This is a genomic window from Tenacibaculum finnmarkense genomovar ulcerans (genome assembly GCF_900239495.1).
Taxonomy (GTDB): Bacteria; Bacteroidota; Bacteroidia; order Flavobacteriales; family Flavobacteriaceae; genus Polaribacter; species Polaribacter ulcerans.
Window position 1 is genome coordinate 50,740 of record NZ_OENE01000048.1, and the last position, 22,564, is coordinate 73,303.

Consider the following 22,564-nt stretch of genomic DNA (forward strand, 5'->3'; position numbering starts at 1 on the left):
CAAAAAAAAGATTTAAAAAAAGACTAAAAAATGCTATCAAAACACACCGCTACTATTTTTGAAACACTAAGAAAAGGACACTTTATAAGTTCGAATAGCCCGAATGAAAAAATAAAAACATTGTATAAAACTTTAGACGATGAAGAAACTTTTGAGCAATTATACGACTATTTTTATCCTATAAATTACATTTTAGAACAAGGCGATGACTATTTTTATTTTAGTCGTCCTCGTGAAAAAAACATAGATTTAGAACGAAAAATAAACAAAGCCTTTGAATGGATTGATATTTTAGATTTCTTTAAAACCTACGATTCTTCTTTTGATGTCGGTGTTCGATTTACAGCATCAGAAATTGATAGTCAATTAAAAAATAACGCCGATTTAAAAAATAAATTAAAAAACTTAAAAGGAATCGGTAAGGAAAACAAGGAAATAAAAACACTGGATAGCATTAAAAAAATAATCGACAAATTAGTAAAAGATAACTATATAAGTCTCGAAAATGAATTGACAGAAACTTACAAAGTTCTTACTTCTTTTCACTATTTAAAAGACCTTATCAATACTATTAATATTCCTCAAGAAACTGAAAATGAAATACCTGAATAAAATAATTTTTATAAATAGTGCTTCTGTAAAATATGCAGAAATAGGACTCAACGGAAATGTGCATTTAATAGGGACGCAAGGAGTTGGAAAAAGTACGCTTTTACGTGCTATTTTATTTTTCTATAATGCTAATAAAAATAAATTAGGAATCCCTAGTAAAAAGAAACGTTTTGATGATTATTATTTTGAATATCAGAACTCTTACATTATTTATGAAGTGATAAAAGACCACATTCCTTTTTCTATTTTAGCATATAAAGTAAATGGAAAAGTGGCGTTTCGTTTTTTTAAATCGGAATATAAAAGAACACTTTTTATCGACCAAAATGGAAAAGCTGAAAATTGGGAAGGAATTAGACGTAATTTCGGGAAAGATATTCATTACACTAAAATAATATCGAGCTATGAGGAATATCGAAAAATATTATATGGCGACAATAAAAGTTTAAATTCTGAATTTAAACAGTATGCTTTGATGGATAGCAAACAATATCAAAATATCCCTAGAACCATACAAAACGTACTGCTAAACGCTAATTTAGAAGCCAAAGATATTAAAGATACGATTATTAGTTCTATCAGCGAAAATGAATTTAAAATAGATATTGAAAATTATTCCAAAACTCATTTAAAAGATTTTGAAACCCAAATAAAGGATATTAATCTTTGGTTTAAAAAAAATAGAAAAGGTGAAATAACGATTAGAAATCAAGCTGATAAAATTATTAACACCTATCAAACGCTAAATTATTTAAAAAAAGATACACTAAAATTAACCGTCGATTTAGCCAATAGATTGCAATATATTAAAAATGAAAATCCTAATTTATCTGTTAGTGTATCGAACGAAAAAAATACGCTAAGTGTTTTATCTGATAAAAAAGAAAATTTAAAAAATGTACACAAAAAAAGAGAACAAAATATAATTTCTGACATAAAAGTTCTTGACCAAAAAATAAAAGAAGCCAAACAAAAATTAATAAAATACGAAAATCAAAATATTTACACCGTAATTGAAAAAGTTGCCCAAAAAGATACGCTGACAAATGAAAAAGAAGCCAAAATAAATGAAAAACAACTTTTAACATCCCAATTTTCAGGAATAACAGAAAAGTATAAAAATTTAATTTCACAAAATAAAAATCAATATAACCAATTTGAAAATGATAAAAATGCCGAAATTAATAAAGCTAAAAGTATCTTTTCAGATGAAAAATTGGCAATTGATACTTTTTATAATGATGTAATCGCTAAAATTAAATTAGCAAATCAAGAAGAAATTACAAAAAACAATAATGAACTAAAATTTCTTATAGATAATGAAAATAACATCAAAAGAAAAAAAGCCGAATTAAAACATAAAATTTTCTTTGACGATGAAATAAAAAATTGTAACAACGTAAAAACTACATTAAAAAAAGAAATTTCAGATGCTAAAACTGAAATTTCTAACGCTAATAAAGAAATAAAAATCGTTCGTAAAGAATGGGAATTAGAAGAGGCAAAAATTAACGAAAAAGTCAAAAATATTCTTGAAAAAAAACAAGAAAATCAACAAAATAATTCAAATGAAATTATACAGATTCAAAATAATCTGAAAAAAAATAAATCGTCTTTATATGGTTGGCTAAATGATAGCATTCCTAATTGGAGAAACACGATTGGAAAAGTCATTGATGAAAAAAATGTACTTTTTCAAACCAATTTGAATCCCAAAAAACTAGAATTAACCAAGAAATTAGATAAAAATAACACTAATTTTTTTGGCATTGAACTGAATTTAAATGCTATTGATAATCGCATTAAAACAGTTGAAGAATATCAAAAAGAAATAGAAAATTTAATACAAAAAAATGCCGATATTCAAAATGAAATCAATAAAATTAACGAAGACAAAAACAACGACTTAAAAAAACTGAAAATAAAATTCAGAAAAAAAGTAAGTATTTTAAATGATTGTATTTCAGAAAATGAATACCTAATTTCTAAAAATAATCAAAAGTTAAAAACGAATAAAATTACGCTAGATGAGTGGATAGAAAAATCTACTTCAGAAAAAACAAAAATTCTCCAAGAAAAAGAAGAATCTTTAGCTAAAATTTATAGCGAAAAAGATACGTTTACGACAAATTTAGAACGTATCGAAAAAGGAATTACCCGTGAAATATCGACCAAAAAAAATAAAAAAAAGACTGAAATAGATAGCATTGAAAATATAAAAAATACAGCTATTCAAAAATATAAAAATGCGATTTCAAAAGAAAAAACAACTTCCGACAACAGAATTAAAGAACTTGAAAAACAACAAAATTCGGAATTAGAAACCAAAGGAGCCGACAATAAAAGAATATCAGAAATTGAAAAAAGAGTATCGAAAATTGAAAATAATTTAACTTTTATCAAAGAAAATGAAACATCGGTAATCGAATATCAAAAAGATAAACGAGAACTTTTTGATAAAGTTCCTGAATTTAAAATATTCAAAAATGATTTTGTAAAAAAACAAGATTCTTTAGTAAAAGAACAAAAAATTGAACAACATAAATTCGATAAAAAAGTTAAACATCAACAAGAAAAAGTTCAAATTATTGATGCTAAAATAAAAGAATTTAATGCCGATTTAGAGAGATTCAATACTTTTAAAACAACCGATATTTTTTTAACTATCGAAGATTATTTTTTAAATGAAAATCAAGAAAATAGTACAGAAACAAACACTTCTAAAACAGGTATTTCAGCCGTTTTAATTATAGAAGAATTAACTCAAAAATATTACGGAAGTATTCAGAAACTTAACGATTTAAAACAAAACATCAATTTATTTACAGATAATTTTGAAGAACAAAATATTTTTAAATTTAAAATAAATATTAATGAAGATGCTGAATTTTATGATTTTGCAATCACATTAAAAGAATTTATAAACGAAGATAAAATAAAAGAATTTGAAAAACGAGTGAATGAACACTTTGCCAGTATTGTTGAGCAAATCGCTAGAGATACTAAAGAAATTATATCGAAAGAAGCCGAAATTGAAAAAACTATCCGAAAAATAAATACTGATTTTAGAACTAAAAACTTTGTTGAAGCTATCAAAAACATGGAAATGAGAACTCAAGAAAGTTCGAATCCTATTGTAAAATTATTAATTGAAATCAAAAATTTTAATGATGAAAATAGTGATTTATTAGGCATAGAAAATTTATTTACAACAAACGAATCGGGAAACAAAAACAATAAAGCTATCGATTTATTAAAACTATTAGTCAAAGAAATCAATAAGTCAAAAAAATCAAATTTAACACTTTCAGAATCTTTTGATTTACAATTCAGAATTGTTGAAAATGATAATGATTCTGGTTGGGTTGAAAAATTATCGAACGTAGGAAGTGAAGGAACCGATGTTTTAGCAAAAGCAATGATTAATATTTCCCTTTTAAATGTCTTTAAAAACAATGCGTCTAAAAAAGATGAAAACTTTAAATTACATTGTATGATGGACGAAATTGGTCGATTACATCCAAATAATATAAAAGGAATTTTAGGCTTTGCCAATCAAAGAAATATCTTGTTAATTAACGGCTCGCCAACAAGCCAAAATGCTACCAATTATAAATATACCTATCGATTATCTAAAGAACAATCAAAAAATGACCGTAAAAAATACATCACAAAAATTACACAATTAGTAAAAGTAACCGCAAAAGTTCTTAATTAATAATATAAAAAATGAAATTAGCTCTTAAAACAGCAAAAATATTAATACGGCTAATTGCTGGTGAAAAAGTGACTGCAAGTTCTGCTAAAAGTAAATTAATCGCCGATTTAATTGCTGAAAATATTTTATGGACAAAAGGAAAACATCAGAAAACAATACACCTTAAAAATGAAAAAGCATTAATCACCTATATTTCAAATCAATTAGAAATTAATGATTTAGAAAATTATATTTCGGCTTCAGAAAACGAAAATACAACTCGTGCCGCTTTTGTTAAAATTACTGCGGATTCAAAAAACTCAAAAGAAAGAGCTTTTAAAGGTTTTTTAATCAATAGTTACACGCCTATTAAAGCCGAATTAAATAATCAAGAATTCATTATACATCCAACAATTGGAAGTTTTATTTTTATCTCTGATTTTGAAACTTTTAAAATACCTGAAAACACGATTATTATTGGTGTTGAAAATTCTAGAAATTTTAGACATATTCACGAGCAAAAATATTTATTTAAAGATATAAATCCACTTTTTATTTCTCGCTATCCACAAAATCAAAACAAAGATTTTATAAAATGGATGCAATCTATTCCTAATAATTACCTGCATTTTGGCGATTTTGATATTGCAGGTATTGGAATTTATATCAATGAGTATAAAAAACATCTTACTAAAAAAGCAACATTTTTTATTCCTAAAAATATTCAAAAAGCAATACACGAAAACGGAAATAGAGAACGATATAATATTCAAAAAATAAATTTTGATATAAAAAATATTCAAGAAAATGAATTATTAAAACTTATTCAAATTATTAATATCGAAAAAAAAGGTTTAGACCAAGAATTTTATATTTTTTAAAAAAACACCTCAACAACGGGCTTTAGCCCATTGCCATCATTATTAATTCCTAAATAATTTTATATTTTTAAAAACCTCTTAACTAATATTACTCCAAAGCCCGTTTGATTTTTGTAATTGCGTATAGACTTTCAATAGATTTGCATTTTCAGGTTTAGAAAAAGTTGCATCATTTTCTAAAACAGCGATTGCGGTTTGACGGGCTTTTTGTAGGATTGCCGTATCTTTTACCACATCGGCAATTTTTAGGTTTAACACACCACTCTGTTGGGTTCCCATAATATTTCCAGGACCTCGAAGTTTTAAATCTACCTCGGCAATTTTAAAACCGTCGGTAGTATCAACCATGGTTTGCAAACGGGTTTTACTATCGGATGATAATTTAAAACTCGACAATAAAATACAATAACTTTGTGACGCTCCACGCCCAACTCTACCTCGTAATTGATGCAACTGACTCAAGCCAAAACGCTCGGCACTTTCAATAACCATTACCGACGCATTTGGCACATTTACACCAACTTCAATTACCGTTGTTGCCACCATTATTTGGGTTTCGCCTTTTATAAAACGATTCATTTCAAATTCCTTATCCGCAGGTTTCATTTTTCCGTGAACGATGCTTATTTGATATTTTGGCGATGGAAAATCACGAGCAATACTATGGTAACCGTCCATTAAATCTTTATAATCCATCGCTTGCGACTCTTCAATTAACGGATACACCACATACGCCTGTCGCCCTTTGTTTATCTCATCTTTTAAAAATTTAAACACCGATAAACGATTGCTATCATACCGATGTACCGTTTTAATTTCCTTACGCCCTGGCGGTAATTCATCAATTACCGAAATATCTAAATCACCATAAACCGACATCGCTAAAGTTCGTGGAATTGGCGTTGCAGTCATCACCAAAACATGTGGCGGAACCGATTTTCTTACTGAAACCGTAGGCAAACTATTTAAAGTTGCAATGATTCTTTTTGTTGTTTTATCTAGTCTATTTTCAAGGCTATTTTTTAGGCTGTTTTCAGACGAATTTAGAATTTGATTTTCACCTAACCGAACCACTTTATAACCGAATGCTGTTAGAATTTCGGTACGCAAATTCATGGCTTCTTGCTGTTTTTCGGTCGTGTGATATTTTCCTATAACCTCTATAATCAGTTTTTTTTCTAGGCAGATAAAATCAATTAAAAATCCATCAATAATATAATATCTTCGGAACTTAAAACCTGTTTGTTTACTGCTTAAAACCTCCCACAAGGCTCTTTCGGCTTTCGATGTTTTATTTTTTCGTTTAAAGGCGATTTCTTTAATTAATTGATAAGACTCTGAATTTTCATCCTTATATTTTTGATGAAGATTTCTACCTTTTTCATTCAGAATTGCAGGCGGTTGATTTTTCTGCCATAATTTAGATCGCTGTGCCACACCAAAGCGATGTTGCTCATCAATAATAGCAATCCCTAAGTTTTTAAAACAGACTTTATCTTCTAAAACAGCGTGTGTTCCTACTAAAATATGCGTTAAACCCTCTTCTAAATTCGTATGAATTTCACGTCTTTTTTTAATTCGGGTTGAACCTGTTAATAATTCAACTTTTATCGTTGTTCCTTCTAAAAGCTCCGTAATTCCGTTATAATGTTGAATCGCTAAAATTTCAGTTGGCGCCATAATAGTTGCCTGATAGCCGTTATCAATGGCAATTAACATGCTTAACAGCGCCACAATTGTTTTTCCTGAACCAACATCACCTTGCAATAAACGGTTCATATGTTTGCCCGAACCCACATCTATTCTGATTTCTTTTAACACTCTTTTTTGAGCATTTGTCAATTCAAAAGGTAATTTATTGGTGTAAAAATCAGTGAAATTTTCACCTACTTTTTCAAAAACAGCGCCTTTTATTTTTGATTTACGGATGCGTTTTTTCTGTAATAATTGAATTTGAATAAAAAATAATTCTTCAAATTTTAAGCGATATTGTGCTTTTGCTAATAATTCTTGACTTTTAGGAAAATGGATATTTAGTAAGGCTTCTTTTTTGGCTAATAAATTATTTTCTTCGGATACATAATCAGGTAATGTTTCTTCTATTTGCTGAACTATTTCTTTGAAAAGTTCTTGAATAAAACCCCGCAATATTTTATTAGTAATTCCTCTATTGGCTAATTTTTCAGTCGATGGATATACGGGTTGCATGGCTGTTTGAACATTACTTTTGTGTTCTTTTACTGTTTCCATTTCTGGATGTGGCATATTTGCCCTGCCGTTATACCAATTTAATTTTCCATAAATTACATACGGAACATCGGTTTTTAAGCTGTTTTTTATCCATTTAGCACCTTTAAACCACACCAAATCTAAAAAACCTGTGCCATCAGAAAAAGTTGCCACTAGCCTACTTCCTCGTTTTTGTTCAATTTCTTTAATCGCTGTTATCTTACCAACTACCTGAACCTCAGCCGTATTTTGAGCCAATTGGTTAATCGTATAAAACTGTGTTTTATCAATATAACGAAACGGAAAAAGGTGTAATAAATCATTACAGGTTTTAATCCCTAATTCGGAATTTAACAATTCGGCACGCGCTACACTAACGCCTTTTATATATGTTATCGGGTGATTTAAATTCATTAAATACTAACTAATCTTTATGTTGAATAAATGTTTTTCCTTTCCAAATTAACTCTTTTTTTTCTATAATTATTTTGGTATGGTTTGTTTTTTCGTCTAAAACATCTCCTATTTCTTTTTCATATAAAATGACTCCTTCCTTACCATTTTTATTTGTCGGAAAAATTAATTCCTCTCCAAACCAATTTCCTCCATCTCCTATTTGAGTTAATTCTACATCATTAAACAAATAATAACCTCCGCCGTTAAAACCACATGATTCTACCATAAAATCGATATAAGCCATGTTTTCTATCGACACTACACCTTGATTATCAAAAGTTTTCATTAAAAAACCTTGTTCAAGCCCTAATAAAGATGAATTTTCTAAATACGGTTTATCTTTATTAACAACTCTTACTATTATATAATAGGCTGAATTTTCTTTTTTCAAAGAAAGTAAATATTTAGAATTATCAACTTCTTTTTTATCTAAAGAAATAAGCCCACCTAAAATAAAACCTATCGAATTTTTATATGCTATTTTTAATAATGAAATCACCTTAGAGTTACTATTGGAAGCTTCTCTTAATTTTACATTATCTCCAAAAACATATCTTATTTAATTCGCTGGAAATTCATTTTCTTTTCCAAAGATGTTTTCTTGAGCTGTTACATTAAAAACAGTATTAAAATTAGCATCAGTTGTTCATTTATTACTTTTTTAGCATGATTTTTTACTCAAAACGAAAGTACAAAAAACCATTAAAATCCACTATCTTTGCGCCTATAAATTCACCAAATGAGATTACATAGAAATTTAGTTTACGCAGTTATTGACAGTTTACGTGACGTTTTTAATGATGACGTATATGCCGATAAAGCTGTTGAAAAGGCATTAAAAAGAGATAAAAGATGGGGCGCACGTGATAGAAAATTTGTTGCCGAAACTATTTATGACATCGTACGATGGAAGCGTTTATACGCCGAAATTGCAGATGTAAAAACTCCATATTCACGACCAGATTTATGGCGTTTGCTAGTAGTTTGGTGTGTATTAAAAGGAATCAAATTACCAGATTGGAATCAGATTGAAGAAACGCCTACAAGACGAATCAAAGGACGTTTCGATGAACTTTCTCAAATTAGAAAATACAGAGAATCTATTCCTGATTGGATTGATGAATTAGGTGTTAAAGAATTAGGCGAAACTGTTTGGACTAAAGAAATGGCGGCGTTAAACAAACGTGCCGATGTTATTTTACGTACCAATACATTAAACGTAACCAAAGAGCATTTACAAAAAGATTTACAACAAGAAGGTATTGAAACAGAATTTATAGAAGGCTGTGACGATGCATTACGTTTAGTAGAACGTGCCAATGTTTTTAAAACAGAAGCATTTCATAAAGGATTTTTTGAAGTTCAAGATGCTTCTTCGCAACTAGTAGCGGCTTATTTAGATGTTGCTCCAGGAATGAAAGTTATTGATACCTGTGCGGGTGCTGGTGGTAAAACATTACATTTAGCGGCATTAATGAAAAATAAAGGGCAAATTGTTGCCATGGATATTTACGAAAGTAAATTGAGAAAGTTAAAAATTAGAGCTCGTAGAAATGGTGTTAGTAATATCAATTTAAAAGTAATTGATTCTACCAAAGTAATTAAAAAATTATACGGTAAAGCCGATAGAGTTTTAATTGATGCACCCTGTTCTGGTTTAGGTGTTTTACGTAGAAACCCTGATAGTAAATGGAAATTACAACCTGAATTTATTGATAATATCAAAGAAATTCAGCAAGACGTTTTACAGCGTTATTCACGAATGGTTAAACCAGGTGGTAAATTAGTATATGCTACCTGTTCTGTGTTACCTTCGGAAAATCAAGAACAAGTTGAACTGTTTTTAGCATCGGAAGATGGAAAAGATTTTACCTTTGTAAAAGACCATAAAGTATTAGCCCATGAATTTGGATTTGACGGTTTTTACATGGCACAATTAGTAAGAAAATAATTTTTTGCGACATTTCATACATTAAAAAAAGCTCGAAACTTTAAAGTTTCGAGCTTTTTTAATGTATAAAGAATTATTATTTTATTTTCAACTTTTGTCCAATAGCAATCGTATTATTTTTAATATTATTTAATTCTTTTAATTTTTTTACAGCTATTTTATATTTAGAAGCAATTCCGTATAAAGTTTCTGTTGCTGTAACAGTATGATATTTAACTACCGCATTTTTACCTGTAACAACAGCTACTTTTTTTGCTATAACTTTCTTTTCAACAACAGGATCTTTTTCTACAATAAGCGCAAAACGTTTTGCATATTCTTTATTTAAAGCCGTTTTAGTTTTAGGGGTATCTTTAGAACTCGTTTTAGTTTTTATTTCAGCTTTAACCTTAGCTTTGTTTGCTATTATTACTTTATTTTTAGCAATTGGTTTATCTAACGGTTTAGGCGTTGTTTCTACCTGAGTTTTAGAGTTCACTTTCTTAAAAAAAGCAACTTTTTCTGCTTTACTTTGCCCGTAACCAATTACAACTTCTTGTCCTATTTTTAAGGTATCGAAATTAGTCATGCTATTTAATCGGTACAACCTAGATAGTTTTACATCATATTTTCTTGAAATAGTACTTAATGTTTCTCCTTTTTTTACTTTATGTGTAATTGTTGGATCAAAGGCTAGCTTCCCCGAAGGTTTTACCGCAGCTTTTGTAGGATATTTTTTAGAAATACTTCCTGTAATTAAATTCATATAAGCTGTTTTATTATCTAAGCTAATAACATCCCATCCTGCTGGTAATTTTTTATCTTGTGAAAAAACAGTTATACTTATAAACAATAAAAACACTAAACTAAATTCTTTCTTCATCTCGTTTATTTTAATTTTGATAAAACATTTTTTTTAAAACTACCCCAATTCACCCAAAGCATCGGCTTTTATTTTTGGTAATTCTAATTTATACTTTACTACAATTGATCTTATTAAAAAAACAACCAGTGTTGGTATTACAAACTGAAGGTCTTTATTAATCTTAAATTCTTCTAAAATAAGATATACGACTCCACCTGCTAGGCAAGCGGATGCGTATATTTCTTTTTTAAATATTAAAGGAACTTTTCGGGTAAGCACATCTCTAAGAACACCTCCAAAAACTGCGGAAACCATTCCCATAACCAAGGCTACAAAAGGATGTAAATCATACGATAAACCTTTTTCTAAGCCCAACAAAGTAAATACGCTAATACCAATAGTATCAAATAAAAACATGGTTTTACGTAGTGGCGCTATTTTACTTCTAAATAAAAAAGTAAAACCAACGGCAGTTAAAATTGTCCAAATATAATTAAGGTCACTAATCCAATTTATAGGATGCGCGTTAATCAAAACATCTCGTATCATACCACCACCTACAGCGGTAACAAAGGCGATAATAACAACACCAAATACATCAAAATCTTTTTTCATTGCCACCAAAGCACCACTAATGGCAAAGGCAAATGTTCCTGCAATATCAAGAGCGTAAATAATATCCACTGAAAATACTAATTAAATATTAATTTCTGAAAACTTTATCTGTAATGTTCTTTCCACCTCTTTAATATTATTTCTTTCGTTATTTAAAATTAATACTAAAGAAACACCTTTTTTCCCTGCTCTTGCAGTTCTTCCACTTCGGTGTGTGTAATATTCTAATTGTTCTGGTAATTGATGGTGTACTACAAAACCTAAATCTCGTACATCAATACCTCTTGCAGCAACATCTGTAGAAACTAAAATTTGAAGACTCTCGTTTTTAAAAGCACGCATTACCTTTTCACGATCTCTTTGCTGCATATCACCCTCTAAAGCGGCAACCGAAAAACCATCATCTTGTAACAATTTTGTTAATTTTTGCACACCTGCTTTTGTTCTAGCAAAAATGATACCTCTTTCGCTAGGTCTTTTTTCTAAAAACTTTACAATTACATCTACTTTTTCAGGAATAGTCGTTTGTATAAACTGATGCGTAATATTAGCATTTACCAACGAATTTTTGTTCACCTCCACTTGTTTTGCCGATGAATCCATGTATTTTTTGATGATATTTCTAATTTCATCGGGCATTGTTGCCGAAAATAACCATGTTTTTCTAGTACCTGAAGTGTATTTTAAAATACGATTTAAGTCTAACTTAAACCCCATACTTAGCATTTCGTCAGCCTCGTCAAGTACCAAAGTATTGATATCTTTTAAATTTACTTCACCTCTTTCAATCAAATCGATTAAACGCCCTGGAGTAGCTACAATTACGTGTGTCGTTCTTTTTAAATTATTTATTTGACGATCAATTTTTTCACCACCGTAAACAGCTTCTATAAAAATTTTATCATCTACATATTTTGTAAACTTAAATAATTGTTTTTTTATTTGCTGCACCAATTCTCTTGTTGGCGATAAAATCAAAGCTTGAACCGTATCTTTTGAAGCGTCAATTTTATGTAAAACAGGCAAGCCATAAGCCGCAGTTTTACCCGTTCCTGTTTGCGCTAACCCAATAAAATCAGCATTATTTTGCAATAAATATGGTATTGCCGCTTCTTGTACTTCGGTAGGTTTTGTAATCCCTAATTCCTTCAGTCCTTCAACGTATTGCTTTTGTACTCCTAACCCTGTAAATGTTGTCATTATTTCTATATATAATATGCAAAGATATTGCTTATTTTTTTCCTAAAAGTACGTTTGTAACTTCTTTAGTTATTCTTTTTGGTTTTTGTGTTTTTGCATCTAATAAACAAAAGGTAGTTTCCGATTTCACTAATAAATCAGTGCCTTTGTGTATTTCAAAATGACGAACAGAACGAATTCCTTCGGTTTTACCAACCCATGTTTTTACACTTATTTCATCGCCTAGAACCGCTTGTTTTTTGTAATCAATTTCATGACGAATTACAAACCAAACATAATCAGGTTTAGCAATATTTTTAATTAGCAATAACCAGTGTGCGGCAGATACCTCTTGCATCCATTGTACATACACTACATTATTAACATGTTGGTATTCATCAATTTCGTTTGTGGTAACAGTATATATTTTTTCATAAAAATTCATAAAACAAAACTACATGAATGTTACTTAAAATACCACTTAATTTTCTTTCTAATTACATTTTTATTTCAGTAACATTATAACCGAGGCAAATTATTATTTTTTGAAGCAATTTCCCGCTTTCCGCACTCGCTTTTTTTGTTTTTTAAAAGAAAAACAAAAAAGAGCTCAAACAAAGCTTCAATCGGGGCTAGGCATTTGTACTAATTTCAAGCCATTCGATTCTTTTGATTATAACCTGTAATTCTTTAAATCCTGTTTAAATTCTTACATTCTATTATAAAAACTCAAAACAACCTGTCAGTTCGGGTGGTTTTTTTCCTTCAAAAAAATGGTATCGAGAACTTTTTTAGCCTAAAATAATTCAAATTATCGATATAATTTTAATTCTTTTTAGTCATTAATATCACTCGAATTGACAAAAATCTTGACAAAAATCATCAAAAAAATCGTAGAAAAAATTTAAACAAGCTCCTAGACCTCACAGGTTTTAAAAACCTGTGAGGTCTGTTTCTTTTGAGGATTTTAAAGTAAACTTTCACCGTTTAAATTGGTTGTTAATACGTCGCTCATCAAATTAAAAAAAGGTCGCAACGCTTTATAAGAAGTATCAATTTCTGATAAAAAATTATTAGACAACACCTCTTTATCGGTAAAATTACGCACAGCGATAAAGCCTTTTTTTCGTAATAAATCAATATCAGGATGGTTTTTATCAAAACCTCTAGGTGCCGATTTTAATTCATCGCCTTCAAATTTAGTTCCGAAATTTTTTACAAACTCAGGGTTGTTTAAAATTTCTCTAAACTCAGAAGCATCGAGTTCAATTTCTTTTCTAATACGTAGTAAATCCTCTTTATTGGGCTGCCAAAATCCACCAGCTAGAAAACTGTTTCCTGGTTCAATTTGTAAATAATAACCACCTCTTAAATGACTTCCTTTTCGTGAAAATGACCCTGAAAAATGTGTTTTATACGGCGTTTTATCTTTTGAAAAACGAACATCTCTATAAATTCGGAATAATTTAAACTTATCAATAACATCGTGTGTTTCTAGGTTTTCGCTTACTTTTCCATAAAACTCTTTTACGCTTTTTTGAACCTCAACAAAACGTGGTTTTTGATCGGTAAACCAATCTCTATTGTTATTTTGTTTTAAATTTTCTAAATATTGAAATATTGATTTATCTACCTGCATATTTATTAACGCTATTTTATGTTTGATAAGATACAAAAAAAACGCTGCAGAATTAATCTACAGCGTTCTGGTTTTGCGTTAGGGATTGAACGGCTTGTTTGAGCTCTTTTTTAAATTTTTTCTATTTAAAAAAAGCGAGTAGTGAAAGCCCGCCCGAACGCCCTAATTATTATTTTAAAAGTTAAAAAATTAAACGTTAAATCTGAAGTTCATAATATCGCCATCTTGTACAATATATTCCTTTCCTTCAACCCCTAATTTACCTGCTTCTTTTACTTTTTGCTCACCACCTAAAGTAATGTAGTCGTTGTATTTTGTAACCTCAGCTCTAATAAATCCTTTTTCGAAATCGGTATGAATAACACCTGCTGCTTGTGGTGCAGTATCGCCAATATTAATGGTCCAAGCACGTACTTCTTTTACTCCTACAGTAAAGTAAGTTTGTAGGTTTAATAACCTGTAAGCGGCTCTAATTAAAACCGATGCTCCTGCTTCTTTTAAACCGATATCGGCTAAAAACATTTCACGTTCTTCGTAGTCGTCTAACTCGGTAATATCAGCTTCGGTACCTACAGCTAACACAATTACTTGTGCGTTTTCGTCTTTTACAGCCTCTCTTACTTTGGTTACATAATCGTTTCCGTTTACTGCCGATCCTTCATCAACATTACAAACGTATAATACTGGTTTTGCCGTAATAAATTGTAAACTCGCTACAATTTCTTGGTCTTTTTCTGAAAAATCAATGGCTCTTACTGATACTCCTTGTAATAAAGTTTCTTCGACTTTTAATAAAATTTCTAATTCTATTTGCGCTTCTTTATTACCAGTTTTAGCCGTTCTTTTTACACGCTCTAAACGTTTTTGAACGGTTTCTAAATCTTTTAATTGTAACTCAATATCAATGGTTTCTTTGTCTCTAATAGGATCAATAGAAGCATCAACGTGAATAATATTTTCATTATCAAAACAACGTAATACGTGAATAATAGCGTCTGTTTCTCTAATATTTGCTAAAAATTGGTTCCCTAAACCTTCTCCTTTACTTGCTCCTTTTACTAAACCAGCAATATCTACTATTTCAACCGTTGCAGGCATTACTCTTTCTGGGTTTACCATACCTTCTAAAACCTGAATTCGTGGGTCTGGTACGTTTACCACACCAATATTAGGTTCTATCGTACAAAATGGAAAGTTGGCACTTTGCGCTTTTGCGTTTGATAAACAGTTAAATAATGTTGATTTTCCTACGTTTGGTAATCCTACAATTCCGGCTTTCATACTATTATTATGTATTGTTTTTATTGAAAATTTGCGTTTGCAAATATACTTGTTTGCTTTCAATTTTAACCGTTTATTTAAAGTTGAATTGACTTTTTTAAAACGAAATAAAAATTGATTAAAATATTTTTCACTACATTTAAAACGTATTAACCTAAATATCAAGCCTTCTTTATGAAAAAATTGTCTGACGAAATTTTATGGAAATCATTAAAAGAAGGTGATTTAATTGCTTTTGAAGCGCTTTTTAAAAACCATTACGAGCCTTTATTTAAATACGGTCTAAAAATTTCAGGAAATAAAATAATTACCGAAGATTCTCTTCAAGATTTTTTTATCTATGTATATGAACATCGTGAAAACTTAAGCGATTTAACCAAAATTGCGCCTTATCTATTTGTTTCTTACCGAAGGTTTTTAATTAAAGTTCTTCAAAAAAATCAAAAAAATAAACTTGTTCGAGATATAAACCAACTTATTGTTGATATTCATTTTACCCCTGAAGAATTTCTTACGCATCAAGAAGCAACGGTTTTTAGAAACAAAAATTTAACAGCTTCGTTAAATAAACTTTCTAAAAAACAACGAGAAGTATTGTATTTAAAATATAATTGCAACCTAAAAACACCTGAAATAGCCGAAATTATGGATATTAACTACCAAAGTGTACTTAATCATATTCATAAAGCTATAAAACGATTGCGCGAAGACGTTTTAATTTTACAATTATTTAATGCTTAAATTTGCAATCTTAAAAAGAGTATATAATTTTAGTAAATTACTTCTAATAGTATATTTCTTTGGCACTATTGCAAAATGACACACAAAACATACCATAACATTACCGATTTTTTAAAAGATACTTCGTTTAAAAATTGGGCTTTAAATTCAAACCTAAGCGATGTTTCTTTTTGGGAATATTGGCTAAAAAATAATGCCGATAAAAAAGAACTCGCCCAAGAAGCTAAAGCAATTATTATAGGGATTCAATTTAAAGAAAATCCTATTGATACCAAACAAGTAAACCTTGCTTGGAATACTTTTGAAGCTAAAATTTTAGAAAAACAACAAACCAATAAAAACACTGCTGTTAGTAAACTGTTATGGCTTGGTATTGCCGCTAGTATTGCACTTTTTATAGGCATCGGTTTTTATAGTTTTAACAACCCTACTACAACCTATAATAGTGGTTTTGGTGAAGTTTTACAGGTTAAACTTCAAGATGGTAGTTTGGTTACTCTAAATGCCAATTCATCTATTTCTTATTCAAAAGATGCTCCACGAAAAATTAAACTACAAGGAGAAGCGTATTTTAATATTACTAAAAAAGAAACTAGCAATGCCAAATTTTGGGTTTGTACAAATGCCTTAAAAATTGAAGTTTATGGTACAAAGTTTAATGTAAATTCTAATAAAAAAAAGACACAGGTGTTTTTAGAAGAAGGAAATATATGGCTCGACTTAAAAAATGGCACTGCTAAAAAAATGCTTCCCGGTGATTTTATTTCTTATTCTGCCCAAAAACAGCAATTTTTAGAAACACGTACACAAGTAAATGCTTCTGAAAATACTTCCTGGAAAAATGGATACTTCACATTTAACAACGCAACACTATCCGAGGTATTTAAAAAGGTTGCTGATACTTACGGCTATAAAATTCTCTTTAAAAATACTGCGATTAAAAACACGTTAATTTCAGGAAGTATACCAACAAGAAACTTATCTATTTGTTTAAAAGCGATTGAAAAGGCTGCTAATATTCACATTAGAAAAGAAAACACTAAATTAGTTGTTTCTAAAAAGTAATTTTTCATTTTATCAAACAATCTGTCTCTTTAAAAAAAAGTATATCAATAAACATAATCCTCTTTTGGTTTTTATGTTTTTTTACGACGCTTTCGCTTTGTGGTCAAAATAACATTAATAAAAAAGATAGCCTTTCGCTTGCTCAATTACTAACTTATTTAAGCGACAAACACTCCGTACACTTTACTTACAATCCACAGATTTTAAGCAATTTTACTTTTAAAAAAGTGCCTTTTAAAACGCTATCTTTAAAAGAATCATTACATCTTTTAAAAAAAATCACACCGTTAAATATTGATGCACTAGGCAATAATTATTATGTATTATATGCTACAAAACCGCAACGTATTTTTACTTCGGATAAAAAAACAACCACCACGTTAAAAGCTAATTTACAGCTTGACGAAGTGTTAGTTACTGGTTCTCGAAATAATCTTAGAGCAACAAAAGATGCTGCTATTGCTACTGATATTATCAATTTAAATAAAATAGCCTCAAAAAGCAGTTTGCTAGAAATCAATGACTTTTTACAAAAAAACATTCCTTCTTTTAATGCCAACAAACAATCTGGTGCCGATGGCGCTGACCACAGTATTCCTGCCACGTACAGAGGTTTAGGGCCCGACCAAACTTTGGTACTTATTAACGGAAAAAGAAGGCATCAAGCATCGCTTATTAATTTACACGGAACTCGTGGAAGAGGAAATTCAGGTACCGATTTAAACGCCATTCCTGTATCGGCGATTAAAAAAATTGAAATTTTAAAAGATGGCGCATCGGCACAATACGGTTCTGATGCTATTGCGGGGGTTATAAATATCCTCTTAAAAAACGATTCTAATTCACTAAACGTACAGACAACTCTTGGTTTTAATAACGCTAGTAAAAACACCAATGCTACAAATAATATTGATGGTCATATTGATGGTTTTACCTATAAAATTGCTATTAATTACGGCACTAAATTATTTAATAAAGGATTTTTAAATATTTCGTCAGATTTTTTATCAAAAGACCAAACCAGCAGATTAGGAACCGATATTAGAAGAAAATATGGCGATGCCGCTATAAAAAAAACAAGTAGCTTTTTTAACTCAGAAATCCCTATTGCTAAAAATTTAGTGTTCTATGCAAACGGCGGATATCATTTTAAAAACACTGCTGCCTATGCATTTTCACGAAAAACGGATAGCGAACGAAATATAACAGCGCTTTACCCGAAAGGTTTTGACCCTTTAATAACAGCCAAAATTTCAGATAAATCTTTTTCTACAGGTTTAAAATTAACCCACAATAATTGGAATATTGATGTTAATAACACCTTTGGAATAAACAATTTTCACTATTTTATTAAAAACACCTTAAATGCTACCTTGTTAGAAAAATCGCCTAAAACCTTTAATGCAGGCGGTCATTTATTGAGTCAAAATACCACAAGTATTGATTTTTCTAAAAACGTTCCTACATTTTTTAAAGGAATTAATATTGCCTTTGGAACAGAGCATCGGCTAGAAAAATATCAAATTTTTTCAGGCGAACAAGCCTCTTATAGTTCCTACGACACACAGGGTAATTTAGTTACTCCTTTAACATTAAAGGAAAAATTAGTTACTTTAAACACGAAAATAAGACCTGGGGCATCGCAAGGATTTCCTGGGTATTCACCTAAAAATGAGCTACAAAAAAGCCGTAACAATTTAAGTTTCTACCTAGATTCTGAAGTAGATTTCACCAAAAAATGGATGCTTGCCACCGCTTTCAGATATGAACATTATACCGATTTTGGCAATGCCATTAATTATAAATTAGCTAGCAGAATTAAACTTTTGCCCACACTTAACTTAAGAACTTCTTTTAGCACAGGCTTTAGAGCACCTTCGTTGGCACAGGTTTATTATAATTTTTCGTTTACAAATTACATCGGAAATACTCCTAGCGAATCGGTACTTATTGCCAATAACAGCCCTATTTCCCGCACATTTGGAGTCGATAAATTAAAAGAGGAAAAAACTAAAAATACGAGCTTTGGAATTGCTTATACTCCTAAATATAATTTTATTGTTAATCTTGATGCTTATTTAATATCAATAAAAGACCGAATTATATTAAGTGGTAATTTTAATGCTGCTCCCTTAAATTTACCTGCCCAAAATATTCAATTTTTTGCCAACGGCGTACACAGCACTACCCGCGGTTTAGATGTAAAAATAAATTGGTTTAAAAAGTTTAATACCGCTAAAATTTCAATAAATTTATTTGGAAACATCAATACGATGAAAATAGATAAAATAGCGCATAAAAACCTCGATAAAGAAACTTTTTTTGGGCTTCGAGAGCGTCATTTTTTACTAGCCTCTGCCCCTAAAAATAAATTTATCTTAAATTTTAATTACCAAAAAGAAAAAATCAATATCAACACAAATATTACTAGGTTTAGCGGTGTTACATTAATTGACTGGAAAATGAATAACGATATTTACCTTCCAAAATACACGGTTGACCTACAATTTCAATACCATCTTTTTAAAAATATAATTGTACAAACAGGCGCTACCAATATTTTTAATATCTATCCAACAATTCAAGATAAATATACCGATAGCGGCGGCGTTTGGGATGCTACTCAAATGGGTACTAGCGGTGCTTTTTACTACTCTAAAGTTCAATTTTCTTTTTAAAAAAAATTATTTGAAGCTATTTCCCGCTTTCCGCACTCGCTCTTTTTTGAAAAAAAATCAAAAAAGGAGCTCAAACAATTGCTACAATCGGGGCTAGGAATTTGCTGCTTTTATTAAAAATACAAACTACATTGCTTATAAAAGTTATTTTAATTTAAATAAAAAGCAACAAATTGAACAAAATCGAACAAACTGCTCTTAAAAAACCATAGTCCTAACAACTAAATTATTATATTTGTAGCTCTAAAAATGAAGCCGATACATGTTTAATAATTTAAGTGAAAAGTTAGATAAAGCGTTACATACGCTTAAAGGACACGGAAAGATTACAGAAGTTAACGTTGCCGAAACACTAAAAGAAGTTCGTAGAGCTTTATTAGATGCCGATGTTAATTTTAAAATCGCCAAAGAATTTACTAAAAGAGTACAGCAAAAAGCCATAGGACAAGACGTATTAACTACGTTAAACCCAGGGCAATTAATGGTTAAATTAGTTAAAGATGAATTAACCGATTTAATGGGTGGTGACACTGTTGGTATTAATTTAGGAGGTTCAATGAGCGTTATCCTAATGTCTGGTTTACAAGGATCTGGTAAAACTACTTTTTCAGGTAAATTAGCAAACTTCTTAAAAACTAAAAAGTCGAAAGAAGTATTATTAGTAGGTTGTGATGTGTATCGTCCTGCCGCTATTAATCAGTTACAAGTTGTTGGTGAGCAAATTGGTGTTGAAGTTTATGCCGAGGTTGACAATAAAAACCCGATTGAAATTTCTCAAAATGCTATTAAGCATGCAAAAGCAACGGGGAAAAATGTCGTAATTATTGATACCGCTGGTCGTTTGGCTGTTGATACAGAAATGATGGATGAAATTTCAAACATTCATAAAGCTGTTAATCCGCAGGAAACGTTATTTGTAGTAGATTCAATGACAGGGCAAGATGCTGTAAACACCGCAAAAGCCTTTAACGATATTTTAAATTTTGATGGTGTTGTACTAACAAAATTAGACGGTGATACTCGTGGTGGAGCTGCATTATCGATTAAATCAGTCGTAAATAAACCGATTAAGTTTATTGGTACTGGTGAAAAGATGGATGCTATTGATATTTTTCACCCCGATCGTATGGCAGATCGTATTTTAGGAATGGGAGATGTTATCTCATTAGTAGAACGTGCCCAAGAGCAATACGATGAAGATGAAGCTAGAAAACTTCAGAAAAAAATTGCAAAAGATCAATTTGGTTTTGATGACTTTTTAAGTCAAATTCAACAAATCAAAAAGATGGGTAGCATGAAAGATTTAGTTGGAATGATTCCTGGGGCGGGTAAAGCCTTAAAAGATGTCGATATTGATGAAGGCGCTTTTACAGGGATTGAAGCAATTATTCAATCAATGACTCCGCTAGAAAGAAGTACACCTTCGACTATTAATGCGAGTCGTAAAAAACGAATTGCAAAAGGTTCTGGAACATCAATTCAAGAAATAAACCAATTGATGAAGCAGTTTAACCAAATGAGCAAAATGATGAAAATGATGCAAGGTGGTGGCGGAAAAAAGATGATGCAAATGATGCAAAACATGAAATAATTAAAATACAATATATTAAAAAGAGAAGCCGTGGCTTCTCTTTTTATTTAGATATAATTATTAACAACAACACTCTACAAAATGATTTTACTAGACGGTAAGAAAACATCAGCAGATATTAAAGAAGAAATTGCTATTGATGTATTAGATTTAAAAAATCAGGATAAAAAAACCCCTCATTTAGCTGCTATTATAGTTGGTAACGATGGCGCAAGTTTAACCTACGTTAATGCAAAAGTAAAAGCCTGTGATCGTGTCGGTTTTGAATCTTCTTTAATTCGATTATCAGAAGATATCACAGAAGAAGAATTATTAAATGAAATTGCTATTTTAAACATTGATAATGATATTGATGGTTTTATAGTGCAATTACCACTACCCGATCATATTAATGAACAAAAAGTATTGATGGCAATAAACCCCGACAAAGATGTGGATGGTTTTCATCCAACGAATGTTGGTAAAATGGCATTAAATTTACCTACTTTTATTTCAGCAACTCCTTTTGGAATTTTAGAATTATTAGACCGCTATAAGGTAGAAACTTCTGGTAAAAACGTCGTAGTTATTGGGCGTAGTCATATTGTTGGTAGCCCAATGAGTATTTTATTATCTCAAAAAAGAAGCGTTGGAAACGCGACTGTTACTTTAACACATAGTAGAACTAAAAATTTAAAAGAAATTACCTTACAGGCTGATATTATTATTGCTGCTTTAGGAATTCCTGAATTTTTAAAGGCTGATATGGTAAAGGAAAATGTAACGGTAATTGATGTAGGAATTACCCGTGTTGCCGATTCGTCTAAAAAGAACGGTTTCCGCTTGGTTGGTGATGTTGCTTTTGATGAAGTTTCAAAAAAATCAGCATTTATAACGCCTGTTCCTGGCGGTGTTGGTCCTATGACTATTGCAATGTTATTAAAAAACACCTTGTTAGCTTGCCATAGAAATTCATAATAAAATTATAAAAAATAGTGTTTTTTTAAACTATTTTTTGATATATAATAAAATCCCGCTTATTTACTAAGCGGGATTTTTATTTATAATTTAGAGCCTGTTTAAATTTCATTTGAAAAAAAATATGACATAAAAATAAGAAATCGCA

The 22,564-nt window shown here is 30.1% G+C and carries 17 protein-coding genes; 9 read left to right on the forward strand and 8 right to left on the reverse strand.

The genetic code is table 11. From position 1 onward, the window contains the following. Positions 1-30 precede the first annotated feature (30 nt). From DPIF8902391_RS10750 to DPIF8902391_RS10760, 3 genes are read left to right on the forward strand one after another with little or no spacing between them, the layout of a single operon-like run. Positions 31-612, forward strand: coding sequence for a condensin complex protein MksE (locus DPIF8902391_RS10750; RefSeq protein ID WP_172505821.1), 582 nt, complete (start codon positions 31-33; stop codon positions 610-612). After that, a complete protein-coding gene (locus DPIF8902391_RS10755; protein ID WP_172505822.1) occupies positions 596-4,330 on the forward strand; it encodes an ATP-binding protein in 3,735 nt (1,244 codons plus the stop codon). The genes DPIF8902391_RS10750 and DPIF8902391_RS10755 overlap by 17 nt, the downstream gene beginning before the upstream one ends. A gap of 11 nt (positions 4,331-4,341) precedes the next feature. Further along, the gene (locus DPIF8902391_RS10760) at positions 4,342-5,190 is read left to right on the forward strand and encodes a DUF7281 domain-containing protein (RefSeq protein ID WP_172505823.1); all 849 of its coding nucleotides are present in this window, start codon (positions 4,342-4,344) and stop codon (positions 5,188-5,190) included. Between the two features lie 78 nt (positions 5,191-5,268). Here the strand turns inward: DPIF8902391_RS10760 and DPIF8902391_RS10765 are convergent, their stop codons facing one another. Together DPIF8902391_RS10765 and DPIF8902391_RS10770 are read right to left on the reverse strand one after the other, a co-directional pair. Continuing rightward, positions 5,269-7,833, reverse strand: coding sequence for a DEAD/DEAH box helicase (locus tag DPIF8902391_RS10765; RefSeq protein WP_172505824.1), 2,565 nt, complete (start codon positions 7,831-7,833; stop codon positions 5,269-5,271). Positions 7,834-7,843: 10 nt separating this feature from the next. Then, a complete protein-coding gene (locus tag DPIF8902391_RS10770) occupies positions 7,844-8,374 on the reverse strand; it encodes a hypothetical protein (RefSeq protein ID WP_172505825.1) in 531 nt (176 codons plus the stop codon). A gap of 240 nt (positions 8,375-8,614) precedes the next feature. Between DPIF8902391_RS10770 and DPIF8902391_RS10775 the strand changes: the two genes are divergently transcribed. Then, positions 8,615-9,826 (forward strand): RsmB/NOP family class I SAM-dependent RNA methyltransferase, encoded by a 1,212-nt coding sequence (locus tag DPIF8902391_RS10775; protein ID WP_058885151.1) that lies wholly within the window; start codon positions 8,615-8,617, stop codon positions 9,824-9,826. 76 nt (positions 9,827-9,902) lie between these two features. Here the strand turns inward: DPIF8902391_RS10775 and DPIF8902391_RS10780 are convergent, their stop codons facing one another. The 6 genes from DPIF8902391_RS10780 to ychF all read right to left on the reverse strand — a co-directional run bounded on the left by DPIF8902391_RS10780 (position 9,903) and on the right by ychF (position 15,384). After that, positions 9,903-10,688 (reverse strand): LysM peptidoglycan-binding domain-containing protein, encoded by a 786-nt coding sequence (locus DPIF8902391_RS10780; RefSeq protein WP_058885152.1) that lies wholly within the window; start codon positions 10,686-10,688, stop codon positions 9,903-9,905. Positions 10,689-10,727: 39 nt separating this feature from the next. After that, positions 10,728-11,354 carry a trimeric intracellular cation channel family protein gene (locus DPIF8902391_RS10785; protein WP_172505826.1) on the reverse strand — a complete coding sequence of 209 codons (627 nt, stop codon included), beginning with the start codon at positions 11,352-11,354 and terminating at the stop codon, positions 10,728-10,730. Between the two features lie 12 nt (positions 11,355-11,366). After that, on the reverse strand, positions 11,367-12,485 hold the full coding sequence (locus DPIF8902391_RS10790) for a DEAD/DEAH box helicase (protein ID WP_058885154.1): 1,119 nt from the start codon (positions 12,483-12,485) through the stop codon (positions 11,367-11,369). Between the two features lie 31 nt (positions 12,486-12,516). Then, a complete protein-coding gene (locus DPIF8902391_RS10795; protein ID WP_058885155.1) occupies positions 12,517-12,909 on the reverse strand; it encodes an acyl-CoA thioesterase in 393 nt (130 codons plus the stop codon). A gap of 522 nt (positions 12,910-13,431) precedes the next feature. Continuing rightward, positions 13,432-14,103: a DUF2461 domain-containing protein gene (locus tag DPIF8902391_RS10800; RefSeq protein ID WP_172505827.1), complete on the reverse strand. Its 672-nt coding sequence runs from the start codon at positions 14,101-14,103 to the stop codon at positions 13,432-13,434. Positions 14,104-14,292: 189 nt separating this feature from the next. Further along, positions 14,293-15,384, reverse strand: coding sequence for a redox-regulated ATPase YchF (gene ychF / locus DPIF8902391_RS10805; protein WP_172505828.1), 1,092 nt, complete (start codon positions 15,382-15,384; stop codon positions 14,293-14,295). Positions 15,385-15,558: 174 nt separating this feature from the next. Here ychF and DPIF8902391_RS10810 point away from each other — a divergent pair, with 174 nt between their 5' ends. The 5 genes from DPIF8902391_RS10810 (at position 15,559) to folD (ending at position 22,416) form a co-directional block, all read left to right on the forward strand. After that, a complete protein-coding gene (locus DPIF8902391_RS10810) occupies positions 15,559-16,125 on the forward strand; it encodes an RNA polymerase sigma factor (RefSeq protein WP_172505829.1) in 567 nt (188 codons plus the stop codon). A gap of 75 nt (positions 16,126-16,200) precedes the next feature. Continuing rightward, a complete protein-coding gene (locus DPIF8902391_RS10815) occupies positions 16,201-17,190 on the forward strand; it encodes a FecR family protein (RefSeq protein ID WP_172505830.1) in 990 nt (329 codons plus the stop codon). Positions 17,191-17,417: 227 nt separating this feature from the next. After that, positions 17,418-19,868, forward strand: coding sequence for a TonB-dependent receptor plug domain-containing protein (locus DPIF8902391_RS10820; protein WP_244951350.1), 2,451 nt, complete (start codon positions 17,418-17,420; stop codon positions 19,866-19,868). 262 nt (positions 19,869-20,130) lie between these two features. Next, complete coding sequence (ffh, locus tag DPIF8902391_RS10825; protein WP_058885161.1) at positions 20,131-21,459, forward strand: signal recognition particle protein; 1,329 nt, start codon at positions 20,131-20,133, stop codon at positions 21,457-21,459. 81 nt (positions 21,460-21,540) lie between these two features. Further along, the gene (gene folD / locus DPIF8902391_RS10830) at positions 21,541-22,416 is read left to right on the forward strand and encodes a bifunctional methylenetetrahydrofolate dehydrogenase/methenyltetrahydrofolate cyclohydrolase FolD (RefSeq protein ID WP_058885162.1); all 876 of its coding nucleotides are present in this window, start codon (positions 21,541-21,543) and stop codon (positions 22,414-22,416) included. Positions 22,417-22,564 lie beyond the last annotated feature (148 nt).

Coding starts and splice junctions, on each gene's coding strand:
- DPIF8902391_RS10750 (WP_172505821.1), top strand. CDS start 31: ATGCTATCAAAACACACCGCTACTATTTTTGAAACACTAAGAAAAGGA.
- DPIF8902391_RS10755 (WP_172505822.1), top strand. CDS start 596: ATGAAATACCTGAATAAAATAATTTTTATAAATAGTGCTTCTGTAAAA.
- DPIF8902391_RS10760 (WP_172505823.1), top strand. CDS start 4,342: ATGAAATTAGCTCTTAAAACAGCAAAAATATTAATACGGCTAATTGCT.
- DPIF8902391_RS10765 (WP_172505824.1), bottom strand. CDS start 7,833: ATGAATTTAAATCACCCGATAACATATATAAAAGGCGTTAGTGTAGCG.
- DPIF8902391_RS10775 (WP_058885151.1), top strand. CDS start 8,615: ATGAGATTACATAGAAATTTAGTTTACGCAGTTATTGACAGTTTACGT.
- DPIF8902391_RS10780 (WP_058885152.1), bottom strand. CDS start 10,688: ATGAAGAAAGAATTTAGTTTAGTGTTTTTATTGTTTATAAGTATAACT.
- DPIF8902391_RS10790 (WP_058885154.1), bottom strand. CDS start 12,485: ATGACAACATTTACAGGGTTAGGAGTACAAAAGCAATACGTTGAAGGA.
- DPIF8902391_RS10795 (WP_058885155.1), bottom strand. CDS start 12,909: ATGAATTTTTATGAAAAAATATATACTGTTACCACAAACGAAATTGAT.
- DPIF8902391_RS10800 (WP_172505827.1), bottom strand. CDS start 14,103: ATGCAGGTAGATAAATCAATATTTCAATATTTAGAAAATTTAAAACAA.
- ychF (WP_172505828.1), bottom strand. CDS start 15,384: ATGAAAGCCGGAATTGTAGGATTACCAAACGTAGGAAAATCAACATTA.
- DPIF8902391_RS10810 (WP_172505829.1), top strand. CDS start 15,559: ATGAAAAAATTGTCTGACGAAATTTTATGGAAATCATTAAAAGAAGGT.
- DPIF8902391_RS10815 (WP_172505830.1), top strand. CDS start 16,201: ATGACACACAAAACATACCATAACATTACCGATTTTTTAAAAGATACT.
- ffh (WP_058885161.1), top strand. CDS start 20,131: ATGTTTAATAATTTAAGTGAAAAGTTAGATAAAGCGTTACATACGCTT.
- folD (WP_058885162.1), top strand. CDS start 21,541: ATGATTTTACTAGACGGTAAGAAAACATCAGCAGATATTAAAGAAGAA.